This window comes from Glycocaulis albus, from assembly GCF_014639075.1.
Lineage (GTDB): Bacteria > Pseudomonadota > Alphaproteobacteria > Caulobacterales > Maricaulaceae > Glycocaulis > Glycocaulis albus.
Map to the genome: position 1 here is coordinate 105242 of NZ_BMFS01000003.1, position 13617 is coordinate 118858.

At 64.2% G+C, this 13617-nt stretch carries 16 protein-coding genes; 14 read left to right on the forward strand and 2 right to left on the reverse strand.

All coding sequences use genetic code 11. From position 1 onward, the window contains the following. Positions 1–125 precede the first annotated feature (125 nt). On the reverse strand, positions 126–1136 hold the full coding sequence (locus IEV75_RS04505; protein ID WP_188451363.1) for an adenosine kinase: 1011 nt from the start codon (positions 1134–1136) through the stop codon (positions 126–128). Positions 1137–1299: 163 nt separating this feature from the next. On the opposite strand from IEV75_RS04505, the gene IEV75_RS04510 reads away from it, so the two are divergent. Further along, positions 1300–2196: an ATP-grasp domain-containing protein gene (locus IEV75_RS04510; protein WP_188451364.1), complete on the forward strand. Its 897-nt coding sequence runs from the start codon at positions 1300–1302 to the stop codon at positions 2194–2196. Here IEV75_RS04510 and IEV75_RS04515 read toward each other — a convergent pair. Beyond that, on the reverse strand, positions 2193–2780 hold the full coding sequence (locus tag IEV75_RS04515) for a hypothetical protein (protein ID WP_188451365.1): 588 nt from the start codon (positions 2778–2780) through the stop codon (positions 2193–2195). The genes IEV75_RS04510 and IEV75_RS04515 overlap by 4 nt on opposite strands. Before the next feature lie 55 nt (positions 2781–2835). Here IEV75_RS04515 and IEV75_RS04520 point away from each other — a divergent pair, with 55 nt between their 5' ends. The 13 genes from IEV75_RS04520 to metK all read left to right on the forward strand — a co-directional run bounded on the left by IEV75_RS04520 (position 2836) and on the right by metK (position 13616). Next, the gene (locus IEV75_RS04520) at positions 2836–3309 is read left to right on the forward strand and encodes a universal stress protein (RefSeq protein WP_188451366.1); all 474 of its coding nucleotides are present in this window, start codon (positions 2836–2838) and stop codon (positions 3307–3309) included. 107 nt (positions 3310–3416) lie between these two features. Continuing rightward, positions 3417–3977: a NifU family protein gene (locus IEV75_RS14040; protein WP_188451367.1), complete on the forward strand. Its 561-nt coding sequence runs from the start codon at positions 3417–3419 to the stop codon at positions 3975–3977. A gap of 255 nt (positions 3978–4232) precedes the next feature. Continuing rightward, positions 4233–4859, forward strand: a complete 627-nt coding sequence (locus tag IEV75_RS04530; protein WP_188451368.1) for a malonic semialdehyde reductase — start codon at positions 4233–4235, stop codon at positions 4857–4859. Between the two features lie 7 nt (positions 4860–4866). After that, complete coding sequence (gene tsaB, locus IEV75_RS04535) at positions 4867–5523, forward strand: tRNA (adenosine(37)-N6)-threonylcarbamoyltransferase complex dimerization subunit type 1 TsaB (RefSeq protein ID WP_188451369.1); 657 nt, start codon at positions 4867–4869, stop codon at positions 5521–5523. Further along, positions 5520–5963 (forward strand): GNAT family N-acetyltransferase, encoded by a 444-nt coding sequence (locus IEV75_RS04540; protein ID WP_233351744.1) that lies wholly within the window; start codon positions 5520–5522, stop codon positions 5961–5963. Before tsaB ends, IEV75_RS04540 begins: the two co-directional genes overlap by 4 nt. A gap of 81 nt (positions 5964–6044) precedes the next feature. Beyond that, positions 6045–6467, forward strand: a complete 423-nt coding sequence (locus tag IEV75_RS04545) for a Fur family transcriptional regulator (RefSeq protein WP_127565191.1) — start codon at positions 6045–6047, stop codon at positions 6465–6467. 12 nt (positions 6468–6479) lie between these two features. Then, complete coding sequence (gene miaB, locus IEV75_RS04550; RefSeq protein WP_188451370.1) at positions 6480–7874, forward strand: tRNA (N6-isopentenyl adenosine(37)-C2)-methylthiotransferase MiaB; 1395 nt, start codon at positions 6480–6482, stop codon at positions 7872–7874. Beyond that, on the forward strand, positions 7871–8869 hold the full coding sequence (locus IEV75_RS04555; RefSeq protein WP_188451371.1) for a PhoH family protein: 999 nt from the start codon (positions 7871–7873) through the stop codon (positions 8867–8869). Before miaB ends, IEV75_RS04555 begins: the two co-directional genes overlap by 4 nt. Continuing rightward, positions 8859–9323: an rRNA maturation RNase YbeY gene (ybeY, locus tag IEV75_RS04560; protein WP_188451372.1), complete on the forward strand. Its 465-nt coding sequence runs from the start codon at positions 8859–8861 to the stop codon at positions 9321–9323. The genes IEV75_RS04555 and ybeY overlap by 11 nt, the downstream gene beginning before the upstream one ends. Next, entirely contained in the window at positions 9320–10231 is a 912-nt protein-coding gene (locus tag IEV75_RS04565; RefSeq protein WP_233351745.1) for a hemolysin family protein, read from the forward strand. Before ybeY ends, IEV75_RS04565 begins: the two co-directional genes overlap by 4 nt. Next, positions 10231–11877, forward strand: coding sequence for an apolipoprotein N-acyltransferase (gene lnt / locus IEV75_RS04570; protein ID WP_188451373.1), 1647 nt, complete (start codon positions 10231–10233; stop codon positions 11875–11877). Before IEV75_RS04565 ends, lnt begins: the two co-directional genes overlap by 1 nt. A gap of 61 nt (positions 11878–11938) precedes the next feature. Continuing rightward, entirely contained in the window at positions 11939–12358 is a 420-nt protein-coding gene (locus IEV75_RS04575; RefSeq protein ID WP_188451374.1) for a helix-turn-helix domain-containing protein, read from the forward strand. A gap of 73 nt (positions 12359–12431) precedes the next feature. Next, positions 12432–13616, forward strand: a complete 1185-nt coding sequence (metK, locus tag IEV75_RS04580) for a methionine adenosyltransferase (RefSeq protein WP_217980271.1) — start codon at positions 12432–12434, stop codon at positions 13614–13616. The last annotated feature ends 1 nt before the right edge of the window (position 13617 follow it).

Sequence of the window (13617 nt, forward strand, 5' to 3'; positions counted from 1 at the left end):
CGCACGGCTCCGGTTGTCGTACCGGATGATGCGGCAGGTCGGCGCAGATTTTCAGAGCTTGCTGAAAATCGCGTTAAACACCCGAATAGACACTGTTAACCTGTTGAAACCGCTTCCGGTAATCGTCAGCTGGCGGCCGGAATGACAAGACCGCGCCGGGCAGCCAGTTCCGCCAGGCTGACCAGCGGGCGGGCGCCGACATGGGAGATCACTTCGGCGGCGGACAGCACGCCGAGACGGCCGCAGGTTTCCAGATCCGCGCCGCGGGCCAGACCCAGCAGGAAGCCGGCCGCGAAAAGATCGCCCGCCCCTGTCGTGTCGACCAGCTTTTCAACCGGGTCGGCAGGCACCCGAACGGTGTCCTCGCCGGAGATGATCACAGCGCCTTTTTCCGAGCGCGTAATGGCGGCAATGCGCGTCTCGGCCCTGAGCTGAGCCAGCGCGGCGTCGAAATCCTCGCTCTGATAAAGGGATTTGAGCTCAACCTCATTGGCGAACACCACATCGACATGGCCCGCGATCAGCTGACGGAAGCTCGCCCGGTGACGGTCGACGCAGAACGGGTCGGACAGGGTCAGCGCCACCTTGCGGCCTGCCTTGCGGGCAATTTCGGCGGCTGACACGAAAGCGGCTTTCGCCTCGTCGCGGTCAAAGAGGTAGCCTTCCAGATAGGTGATGTGCGCCGCCTCGATGCGGGCGGCATCAACATCCTCGCCGGAGAACAGGGTAGATGCGCCCAGGAAGGTGTTCATGGAGCGCTGTGCATCCGGGGTAACGAGGATGAGGCAGCGCGCTGTCGCCGGGCCGCCCTTCAGGGGCGCGGTGGAGTAATCCACCCCGGTCGCGCGCAGATCGTGGGCGAAGATCTCGCCCAGCTGGTCATCGGCCACCTTGCCTATATAGGCCCCGCGCCCGCCAAGGCTCGCCACCCCTGCCAGCGTGTTGGCGGCTGACCCGCCGGACACTTCCTGGCCCGGCCCCATCGCCGCATAGATGGCCTTTGCGCGTTCCTCATCGATCAGCGTCATGGCGCCTTTCTCGATGCCGTGCTGGCCGAGAAAGCCCTCATCGGCGGTCGCGATAACGTCCACGATCGCGTTGCCGACGCCGATAATGTCGAAGCGGGTTGAGGCCATGAGCTGTAATCCTTCCGGTTGCGGTGCGGGCGTGGGCTTAACGCCTGCACGGCACACACTCAAGCCCGCCCGCCGGTTCACACCCGCGCTGCCGCGCCATACTTGACGCCAGATACCGGGGCGCTAGAGCCGGACCGCACGCCAGAGCGAAGCGGGGAATTCCATGCGCGCCTTAGCCTATCTTGTCTCGTCCAATGTGCTCGCTCACCGCCGCGAGGCGCGCAGCGATGCGCACGAGTTCACCGAACAGTTCGCCGCCATTGATGCGCCCTGCCGGGATGCGGGTTTCGCGCTGGAGCCGGCCGTCTGGGACGAGAGGTTTGACCCGAAAGCCTATGCGGGTGTGGTGATTGGCCCGACCTGGGATTACTGGGACAAGACGGAGCGCTTCCTTCAGGTGCTGTCAGCAGCCAGTGCGGTCCGCCCGCTGCTGAACCCGCTCAATGTCGTGCGCTGGAATATGGACAAGACCTATTTGCGCGATCTGGCAGCGCTGGGCGCGCCGGTGATCGAGACGGTCTGGGCCGATCTCGCAACGCGGGACATCATAGAACAGGCCTTCGATACGCTCGGCAGCGACGATCTGGTGGTCAAGCCGGTGGTTGGCGCGGGCGCGTGGCGGCAGGCGCGGGTGAAGCGCGGCGAGCCGCTGCCGGACCTGGCAGAGCTGCCGCCCGGCCGGGCGATGATACAGGCCTTCCTGCCGGCCATTCAGGAAGAGGGCGAGTACTCGCTGCTCTTCTTTGGCGGTGAGTTCTCCCACGCCGTCATAAAGCGCGCTGCCAAGGGCGATTACCGTATTCAGGGCATGTATGGCGGGGTGGACACGCTGTACGCGCCGTCTGCCACGGACATTGCGCTTGCCCGCCAGTGCCTGGAGGCGGCCTGCGCCCATTGCGGTGTAGGGACGCTTCTCTATGCCCGCGTCGACATGGTGCGGGGCGGGGATGGCGCGTTGAAGCTGATGGAGATCGAGCTCATTGAGCCCTATTACTATCCGCGCGGGGCAGCGCAGTGCGGGGCATTGTTTGCGCAAGGGCTGAAAAGGCTTCTGGACTAGCCGAACTTCGCCGGGTCGTAGGGTTTTTCGCCCGATGGACGGAATATCCAGGCCGAATACCCGCCGGTGACACCCAATACCAGGCCGATAAGGCCGATGACGATCTGGCCGGCCGTGAACGCCCAGCCAGCCAGCATGATACCGGCCAGCCCGATAGCGGCGGCCGGCAGAAAGGCTTTCAGCTTCGCCTCCAGCGGCGCGCCTTCGACATAGGCGACGTCCTCATATGCGTTCAGGGCATCATGCAGGGCACGCAGGAAAAGGGCGAAACGGTCAGCCTGGTTCTCCCATTTGAGGATGCCGGTGGAGCGCAGGGAGGAAAAGCTGATCGTCTTACCCCCGGCGCTGACCCGGCAGATGATCTGGGCCGGGTCTTTTGCGCCAATGCCCGATGGCTCCACGCTCAGGCGCACTTCCTCTATCGCGTCTATGGCGATCCGGCGTACCAGAGCGCCGTCCGCCGTCTCCTCGAGCCGGTCCGGCCAGAGCGTGATCTGGCGGGACGGCGAGGCGACGGAACGGCAATCATCCAGCCTGTCGAGCGGTCTGGAACTGCTTGCGGATGGTTTGCGGGGTCTGGCCATGCACGCCAGATGACGCCCTCTTGCCGCGGCGTCAAGAAAGCGTCACGGTCAGGTCATGGCGAACACGAGAAAATTCCTTCTGATCGGTGATGGCAGTGAGGAGTCCGCTGCGGCGGCCCGCTATGCCGCGCACCGGGCGAACAATACCGGCGGCAAGGTGGCCGTGCTGGCGGTCATCGAACCAACAAGCGTCGAGCCATGGCTGGGTGTGGGCGAGACCATGCGCCGCGAGGCGATGGAGGAGGCCGAAGCCGCACTGGAAAGCCTGGCCGAAGACATTGAGGGCGTGACCGGCGAGCGCCCCGAACTGCTGGTGCGCGAAGGCGAGGCCATACACTGCATCCGCAAGCTGATCGAGGAGGATGAGAGCATCTCCATCCTGGTGCTGGGTTCCGCCGTGAAAGGCGATGGCCCCGGCCCGCTTGTCACCTCGCTATCACGCGGGCGCGGCCTGTTCGGCGAGCGCGCCATTCCCGTCACCGTGGTGCCGGGAGATCTTTCCGAAGAGACGATAAAGGCGCTGACCTGACGGGTAACCCTGATGCCTGCAGGGTTGAATGGACGCGCGTTCAAGGCCAAGTGAAGGACTGAACCCGGCACAGCCCTGCCCCGGCTTTGAAGAAGGCGCGACCCGTCATGTTCATCCAGACCGAAACCACCCCCAATCCCGATACGCTGAAATTCCTGCCCGGTCAGGAGATTGCACCGGAAACCCCGCGCGATTTCGCAACGCCCGAAGAGGCGCAAGCCTCTCTGCTGGCGCGCGAGCTGTTCGCGGTCGAAGGCGTGGTGCGGGTGTTTGCCGGGTCCGATTTCGTTTCGGTGACCAAGGGCGAGGGCGTGGAATGGGTCCATATCAAGCCATCGGTACTGGGCGCGATCATGGATGTGCTGCAATCTGGCAAGCCGCTGTTCTCCGGCTCCGGCGAAGAGACTGAGACCGTCTATGAGGGCGAGGCAGCGTCCATCGTGAAGGAAATCCGCGAGGTCATCGACACACGGGTGCGCCCGGCCGTCGCGCAGGATGGCGGCGATATCGTGTTTCACGCCTATGACGAGAAAACCGGTATTGTCAGCCTGCATATGCGCGGCGCATGCGCGGGCTGCCCGTCCTCGACCATGACGCTGAAGAGCGGGATCGAGAACCTGCTCAAACACTATGTGCCCGAGGTCTCGGGCGTCGAGGCGGTGGTGTAAGGGGTTTTTAGTTCCGCAACGCATCCGCGTTGCGATGTTCCGCGAAAAGTCGCGGGCGCGAAGGCCTGTCCCCGGCTTGATCGGGGATTGCCCGCAGCGAAGCCCGGATGGGCTGAGCATCAGGAAAAACTATTCCGGCAACTCGGTTTTTCCAGCGCGGCCATGGCCAGTGCGGGACATGTGGCCTATCTCTTCAAATGACGTTCCGGTTGACGGAACCCTTCAGCCACACTCTTGAAGAAAGGGACCAGAGCCATGAGCGAACTGGTACTGGAAGATCGCCACAAGACGTTGCCCGACCACGCGCTGGACCAGCTGTTCCGCGGCGCGCGCACCTTCTACACGTGGGAGGACAAGGATGTCTCCGACACCACGATCCAGGCGCTCTATGACCTCCTCAAATACGGCCCGACCAGCGCCAACAACTCGCCCGCGCGCTTCATCTTCCTGAAAGGCGAGGCCAAGGAGCGCCTCAAACCCTTCCTGATCCCGTCCAATGTCGACAAGACGATGAGCGCGCCGGTGACGGCCATCATCGCCTGGGACTGGGAATTTCACCAGAAAGTGCCGGAGCTTTTCCCGCATGATCCGGGCGCCAAGGAATGGTTTGCCTCCGATGAAGCACGCAAGGCCAATGGCGTGCGCAATGGCACGCTGCAGGGCGCTTATCTGATCCTCGCCGCCCGTGCGCTCGGCCTTGATTGCGGCCCGATGAGCGGGTTCGACAATGCCAAGGTGGATGAAGAGTTTTTTGCCGCCGACCCGAAAATGAAGCACTGGCGCTCGAACTTTCTGGTCAATATCGGCTATGGAACGACTGAGAAGCTGTTCCCGCGCCTGCCGCGCCTCTCCTTCGACGAGGCTGCGCGCATTCTGAAATAGGCCCTGCATGGCAAACGATACCGCCCTTCGCCCGGTTCTGGTCATAGACACGACCGGGCGCTGGTGCGCGGCTGCGCTCAAGCTGGCCGACGGCCGGATAATCCAGCGCGACGAGGCGATGGAGCGCGGGCAGGCCGAGCGGCTGGCGCCTCTGGTGGGCGAGCTGCTGGATGAAGCGGGCATGGTGCCGGGCGAGCTCTGGCGTATTGGCGTGGCGACCGGACCTGGCAGTTTTGCCGGCACCCGCGCCGGTACAGCCTTCGCGCGCGGACTGGCGCTGGCAACAGGCGCGCAGGCCATCGGCATTTCGAGCCTTGCAGCCATGGCCCTTGAAACCGATCCGGAGGCGCGCGCAATCGTGTTCACGGTGCATGACGCCCGGCGCGGCGAGCTGGTCTGGCAGGTATTCAAGGGCGGCAAGGCCGCGGGCGAGCCTGTCCGCAGCGATGTAGCCGCCGCCCGGGAGGCCTTCGCCGCCACCGGCAGCGCGCTTCTTGCCGGATCGGGAGCAAAGCTTCTCGGCCCGTCTGCGGCCTGGGTGGATCATGCGCCCTTGACGGCCCTGCTGGCGCTGAGCGCAGGCGCGAGCAAGGACGCGCCTCTGCCATCGCCTCATTATGCCCGCCCGCCCGATGCGGCCCTGCCCGGCGGCATCATCCCGTGAGTGCGCAGATCGTTGCAGCCGGACCGGAAAGCGCCGGCCTGCTGGCCGCCCTGCACGCGAAGGCCTTTGATGGCGGGGAGATCTGGGACGCGGATGCCTTTGAAACCCTGCTGGCCGGGCCGGGTGTGGATGCTATTATTGCCGTGCGGGGTGAGGCTCCTCTCGGCTTTATCCTGATGCGCACGATTGCCGATGAGGCCGAGATGCTGACCCTTGCCGTCCTGCCATCGGCCCGCCGCAGCGGCATCGGGCGGGCGCTGGTTGAAGCAGGCCTTCAGGCGTCACAGGAGCGTGGCGCGGCGAGGGCGTTTCTGGAAGTGGCGGTGAACAACCAGGCAGCCATTGCGCTCTACCGGGCATCAGGCTGGGGCAAAGCCGGGCACCGGGCGCGCTATTATCGTGACGGCTCTGATGCGCTGGTGCTGTCGCGGCTGCTCTAGCAGGAATGGACAGATTTGGCCTGCGGGGCTAAGGACAGCGTGACGGCCCTGCGCAGGCGAGCGCTTCATGGAGGCTGACCGATGTCAGATCGCATTGAACAATTGTGCATCGAAAAAGGTCTGCGCATGACCGAGCAGCGCCGCGTGATCGCGCGCGTGCTGTCAGAAGCCGAAGATCACCCGGACGCCGAGGAAGTGCATCGCCGCGCCGCCAGCGTCGACAACCGTATCTCGCTGGCAACGGTTTACCGCACCGTGCGCCTGTTTGAAGATGCCGGCATTATCGAGCGCCATGATTTCCGCGACGGGCGTTCGCGCTACGAGGAAGCCACCGAGGATCACCACGATCACCTTATCGATCTCAAATCGGGCGATATCGTCGAGTTCTATGACGAAGAGATCGAGAAGATGAAGGAAGCCATTGCGCGGCGCCTCGGCTACAAGCTCGTCGATCACCGGCTGGAGCTTTACGCGGTGAAACTCAAAGACGGCGAAAAAGGATAATCGCCTCTACTCATGACCGCCAAACAGACTGAAACGACAACCCGCAAGCGCCTCTTCATCCGCACCTATGGGTGCCAGATGAATGTGTATGATTCAGAGCGCATGCGCGATCTGCTGGTCCCGCTCGGCTATGAGCCGGCAGACGCGCCCGAGGGTGCAGACCTTGTCATCCTCAATACCTGCCATATCCGCGAGAAGGCCGCCGAGAAGGTTTATTCCGAGCTGGGGCGGCTAAAACCGCTCAAAGCGGAAAAGGAAGCCGCGGGCGGGCAGATGACCGTCACGGTCGCTGGCTGCGTGGCGCAGGCAGAGGGCGCTGAAATCCAGCGCCGCGCGCCGGTGGTTGACCTGGTTGTCGGCCCGCAGACCTATCACCGCCTGCCCGAACTGATCGCGCGCGTCCATCGCGAGCGCGGCGAGGCGCTGGAGACCGAGTTCGAAGTCGAGGAAAAGTTCGATGCGCTGGCTGCGCCCAAGCGCCATGTAGAGGGTTTCAGCGCCTTCGTGACGGTGCAGGAGGGCTGCGACAAGTTCTGCTCCTTCTGCGTGGTGCCCTATACGCGCGGCGCGGAGTATTCGAGGCCCGCAGCCCAGATCACCGCCGAAGTGCGCGCGCTGGCAGCCCAAGGCGTGCGCGAGATCACCCTGCTGGGCCAGAACGTCAACGCCTATTCCGGCGAAGCGCCGGCCGGCGAAGAAGCGGGCGGGCGCTGGGGGCTGGCACGCCTGATCCGGCATCTGGCCATGATTGGCGGGATAGACCGCATCCGCTTTACCACCTCGCACCCCAATGACATGGACGAGGATCTGCTGGAGGCTTTCGCGTCGGAAGAGAAGCTGATGCCCTATCTGCACCTGCCGGTGCAGGCGGGCTCTGACCGCATATTGAAAGCCATGAACCGCAAGCATACGGCGGCGGAATATATCGCCCTCATCGAGCGGCTGCGCACGCTGCGCCCGGATATCGCCCTGTCGGGCGATTTCATTGTCGGCTTCCCCGGCGAACAGGAGCGCGATTTCGAGGATACGCTGAAACTGGTCGAGGCGGTGGGCTATGCGTCGGCCTTCTCCTTCAAGTATTCGCGGCGTCCCGGCACGCCCGGCGCGGCCATGGCAGGTCAGGTGGATGAAGCGGTGAAGGCCGAGCGCCTCGCCCGCCTGCAAGCCCTGCTGGATGCCCAGCAGCAGGCGTTCAACGCCTCCATGGTGAGCAAGCGCCTGCCCGTGCTCTTTGAACGTGAAGGGCGCAATCCCGGACAGCTGGGCGGGCGGAGCCCCTATCTGCAGGCGGTCCATTGTGACGGCCCCGCCAGCCTTATCGGCCAGATCGCCATGGTGGAGATTGTCTCTGCCTCGAAAAACGCGCTTGGCGGCCGCCTGCTGAGCGGGGAGAGCTGCGCCGCGTGAGCCGTACCCCGCGACCGAAGCGCACAGAGCGCGCGCCTGCCGAAACGCTGCATTTCGATGAAGCGGCCCATGTGCGCGCGCTGGCAGGCCCCGGCCATGCCAATCTGATCGCGCTGGAGACCGAGCTTGGCGTGCATGTCGAGGCACCCGGGGGCGGGCAGCTATTGCTGTCAGGCGGGGACAAGCGCGCGCGCACCGATGCGTCGCGTGTGGTCCACGCGCTCTATGCGCGCGCCGAATCCGGGCTGGTCATCGACCCTGAAACCGTACGCGCGGCCTGCCGCATGGACGATGCGCCCGCAAGCGCCAGTGACGAAACCATTATCCGCGTGCCGCGCGGGGTCAGTTTTGCCGCGCGTACCAATGGCCAGGCTGACTATGTCCGCGCGCTCAAAGACGAAGATCGCTACGACATGATTTTCGGCGTCGGCCCGGCCGGCACCGGCAAGACGCTGCTCGCCGTGGCGTGGGGTGCGGCCAAGCTGGCACGCGGAGAGATCGACCGGCTGGTGATTACCCGCCCGGCCGTCGAGGCTGGCGAGCGGCTCGGCTTTCTGCCTGGCGATCTCAATGAGAAAATCGATCCCTACCTCTTGCCGATCTGGGATTCTTTACGCGATGCGCTGACCCAGAAGGTCGTCGACAAGATGCGCGAGGAGCGCCGTATCGAAGTGGCGCCGCTCGCCTTCATGCGCGGGCGCACGCTGAACCGGGCCTTCATTGTCTGTGACGAGGCCCAGAACACGACACGCGCCCAGATGCGCATGATGCTGACCCGTCTGGGTCAGGGTTCTCGCATGGCGATTACGGGCGATCCCTCGCAGGTGGATCTGGGCCCGCGCGAACCCTCGGGGCTTGGCGATGCGCTCGACATCCTTTCCGGTGTGCCGCGCATTGCCGTGACACGCTTCACCCGCGCCGATGTTGTCCGCCATGACCTGGTGGGCATGATCGTGGACGCCTATGAGCGGGCGGATGCCAAGCATGGCGGATGACGCGGTTTGCGAGATCGTCATCGAGCACGAGGGCTGGCAGGCGATTGCCGGGCTGGAAGCGCGCTGCACTGAAGCGGTGTCGGCTGCTCTTGCCATGATCGACAAGCCGCGCCGCGGCCCGGCGGTGATCCTTTTCACCGGCGACGAGGTACTGCAATCGCTCAACCAGCGTTTCCGGGGCAAGGACAGGCCAACCAATGTGTTGTCTTTCCCGGCACCGGAATCGGAAGAATATCCGGGCGATATCGCCCTGGCGTTCGAAACCTGTCAGGCCGAGGCGAACACACGCGCCATTGCGCTTGTGGATCATGCAGCCCATCTTGCGGTGCACGGCGTTCTTCATCTTAACGGTTTTGACCATAAGGAAGAGGCTGAGGCAGAACAGATGGAGGCAGTGGAAATCGCGGCTCTTGCCCGGCTGGGCATCGCGGATCCCTATAAAGAACGCATATGAGCGTGATGAGTGACGACCCGCCCAGACGAAGTCTCATGGCCCGGCTGAAAGGCGCCATACACCGGCGCCCTGTTCCCGATCTCGCTGCCAGTCCCCAGACGGACACGCACGAGCCGGGCGGAAACCAGACGGGCCAGACCGCCAACAGGGACCTTTCCTTCAATGTGAACGCGCTGGACGCGCTGCGTGTCGCCGATGTGATGGTGCCGCGGGCGGACATCGTGGCCATGGAAATCGACACCACGCTGGGTGACGCAGCCCGCCTGTTTGCCGAGGCGTCTCATTCGCGCCTGCCGGTCTATCGGGAAACGCTCGATGATCCTGTGGGCGTTGTGCACATCAAGGATCTCATCGCGCATCTTGCCGGTGATCGTGAAGGCCAGCACCCGGAAGACTGGGCATCGGTGAAAATCCTGCCGCAGGTGCGCCGTCCCCTGCTTTATGTCCCTCCTTCCATGCACGCAGCCGACCTGCTGGTGCGGATGAAATCGCGCCGCATGCACATGGCTCTCGTCGTGGACGAGTTTGGCGGCACTGACGGTCTGGTCACGCTGGAAGACCTGCTGGAGCCGATTGTCGGCGAGATAGATGACGAGCACGACGAGGCGGAGGGTCCTCTGATCCGGGCGCGCGGCCCCCATGTGTGGGAAGCCGATGCACGGACCTCGCTTGACGAACTGGCAGACGCGCTGGGCCGTCCCGTCGCCACCGAGGACGAGATAGAGGATGTCGATACGCTGGGCGGTCTGGTCTTCATGCTGACGGGACGCGTTCCGGAACGCGGCGAGGTGATCGCCCATTCCACGGGGCTGGAGTTCGAGATTCTGGATTCCGATCCGCGGCGCATCCGCCGGGTGCGCATCCGTTCGCGCAAGGACGGAGCGGGAGACGCCGGAAACCTGCAGTAATGCGCGCATCCGACATGGCCGCTCATGGCGCGCGGGCCTGTGCAGGTGCGCTGAGCTGGTGGCAAACCGCCAAGGGCTGGCGTATCGGGCTTGCCCTGTTTGTGCTCGGCCTTGCCGCGACGCTGGCCCATGCGCCCTTCCACTCCGCCCCGGCGCTGGTTTTCGCGCTGGTGTTGCTCGTCCTCGCTCTGGACACCGCCCGGACAACCGCCCGCCCCTTGCGGGCCGGCTTCTGGCGCGGCTGGACATTCGCTGCGGGCTATTTTCTCGGCAGCACATGGTGGGTGGCGAACGCCTTTCTGGTCAGTGCCGAGGAGCATGCCTGGCTGATCTGGGCACCGTTGACCCTGCTGCCGGGCGGGCTTGCCCTGTTCTGGGGGCTGGCGGGCAGTGTCTATGCGCGCCTTGCGCCGGACAGTCCGATGCGGATCGGCCTGTTCGCGGTGCTGTTCACCCTCGTGGAATTTGCCCGCTCGGTCATGTTCTCCGGCTTCCCGTGGAATCTGCCAGGTCATGTATTCGAGGCGGGAACACCCGTCAGTCAGATGGCGAGCCTTATCGGCGCGCTGGGACTATCCGCCTTCGTGCTGTTCGCCTTTGCAAGCCCCGCGGCCCTGTCCGGCCGGGGTCACTGGCTGGTGCGCGCGGCGCCGCTGGCGGTGAGCGTGGTGCTGCTGGCAGGATTCCAGGGCTGGGGCAGCGCGCGGCTGGCCGCGGCAGAAGAGGGCCTTACCGGCACGGCCCTTCGCATCGTGCAGGTGAACGTGGACCAGCGCGAGAAGCGCTTTGCCAACCGGCTGCCCATACTGGAGGCCTATCTGGATCTGACCATGCAGCCCGGCCTTGAGGATGTGGATGCGGTGATCTGGCCGGAAGGGGCGATTCCGACCGTCATGCTGGAGGACAGTTCGGTCCTGCTGCGTATCGAGAACACATTGCCCGAAGGCACACGCCTGTGGAGCGGAATTACCCGCCGGGAGCGCTTTCCCGAGGGCGAGCTCTACTACAACTCGCTGGCCGCCCTGCGGATGGGAGACAACCAGGTCCAGATCGAAGCCGTCTACGACAAGGTGCATCTGGTCCCGTTCGGCGAAGGCAATCCGCTGATGGCGCTGACGGGCATGATTGGCTTCCAGACCCTGTCCATGAATGCCCCCTACTACACGCCCGGACCGGGCGCGCAGACAGTTCGCGTGGCGGGCCTTCCCGGCTTTGCGCCCCTGATATGCTATGAGGTGATCTTTGCGCGCTTTGCGCCGCGCGGAGAGGACCGGCCCGGCTTCCTTCTGAACATCTCCAATGACGCCTGGTACGGAAATTCGGCCGGGCCGCGCCAGCATCTCAACCAGGCCCGCTACCGGGCCATAGAGGAGGGCTTGCCGATGGTGCGGTCAGCCTCGCTGGGCGCGTCGGGGCTGATTGATCCCTACGGCCGGGCAGTCCGGCTGAGCGATCCGCAAATGAACGAAACACTTGACATAAACGTGCCTTCAGCGCTCCAACCAGTAGCCTATGCGGTTCATGGAAATTTCCCATGGATTGCCTGTGGGCTTCTACTACTCGGCGGCCTGCAACTTGCCGTTTTCATTGCCTCTGCCCGAAACCAGAGACAGCAACGCCGGAGATTGTTTTCACTTCGATTGTGAAACTCACTGTGGTATTGTTATCAAGGACATGAGGGCTCTGTTTGTTCGAGGATAGTTTGTCATGTCGCCCAACCCGCGAGAACCCAACCCCATAGACCGCCATGTCGGTTCGCGCGTCCGTCTGCGCCGGCAGATGATGGAGATGAGCCAGGAGAAGCTGGGCGAGGAGCTCGGTGTCACCTTCCAGCAAGTGCAGAAATACGAGCGCGGAGCCAACCGGATCGGCGCGGGACGCCTGTGGCATCTGGCGCGCGTTCTCGAAGTGCCCGTGTCCTTCTTCTATGACGGCGCGACCAGCACCGACCCCCAACCCACAGGCTTTGCCGAGGGCGACCAGACGCCGATCGTCAATGATTTCCTGCAATCACCTGACGGGGTCGCGCTGGCACAGGCTTTCTCGAAAATCACTGACCCCAAGGTGCGCCGCCGCGTCCTGGAGCTTGTCCGTTCGCTGGCTGACACCAATCAGGCGGGCGAATAGCGCGGGCAAACAGTAACACGCTTGCGTTCCCGGCCCAGATAGTCTTTAAGCCCGCATATAAAGGAAGCTTTATATGAGGTCGCTTGTGGCGCGTTCATCCTACATCTTTACCAGCGAGAGTGTTTCCGAGGGCCATCCCGACAAGGTCTGTGACCGGATTTCCGACACGATAGTCGATCTCTATCTGGCCAGTGATCCTGTTGCCCGGGTGGCGTGCGAAACCCTGACCACGACCAACCGTATCGTGCTGGCAGGCGAGGTGCGCAGCGCCAATGAGGTGTCCGGCGAGGCGATCGAGGCCGCGGTGCGCGCCGCGGTGAAGGATATCGGCTACGAACAGGACGGCTTCCACTGGGAAACGGCCAAGTTCTCCAACTATCTTCACGAACAGTCCGCCGACATCGCGGCCGGCGTGGACGAAGGCACGGGCTCCTACACCGAAGAGGGCGCCGGCGACCAGGGCATCATGTTCGGTTTTGCGACCGACGAGACGCCCGAGCTGATGCCGGCGCCGATCCTCTACTCACACCAGATCCTGAAAGAGATGGCGCGCCTGCGCAAGACGGGCGCCGTCAAACAGTTCGAGCCGGATGCCAAGTCCCAGGTCTCGCTGCGTTATGAGAATGGCCGGCCGGTAGGCGTGACATCGGTCGTGGTTTCCACCCAGCACACCGCCTCCACCTCGCTCGACGAGGTGCGCGAGCTGGTCCGCCCGGTCGTGAAATCGGTCCTGCCCGAGGGCTGGTTCCCGCCCGAGGACGAGTTCTACGTCAACCCGACGGGCAAGTTCGTCATTGGCGGACCGGACGGTGATGCGGGCCTGACCGGGCGCAAGATCATCGTGGACACCTATGGCGGTGCGGCGCCCCATGGCGGCGGCGCGTTCTCGGGCAAGGACCCGACCAAGGTAGACCGCTCGGCGGCCTATGCGGCGCGCTATCTGGCGAAGAACGTCGTGGCTGCGGGCCTCGCGCGCAAATGCACTATCCAGCTTGCCTATGCCATTGGCGTGGCCAAGCCGCTGGCGGTCTATGTCGACCTGCATGGCACGGGCAATGTCGACGAGGAGAAGCTGGAAAAGACGCTGCCGCAGCTGATGAATCTGTCGCCGCGCGGCATCCGCACCCATCTCCAGCTCAACAAGCCCATCTATGCGCGCTCGGCCGCCTATGGCCATTTCGGCCGCACGCCGGACGCCGATGGCGGCTTCTCCTGGGAGAAGACCGATCTGGTAGACCAGCTCAAGGGCCTTGCCTGAC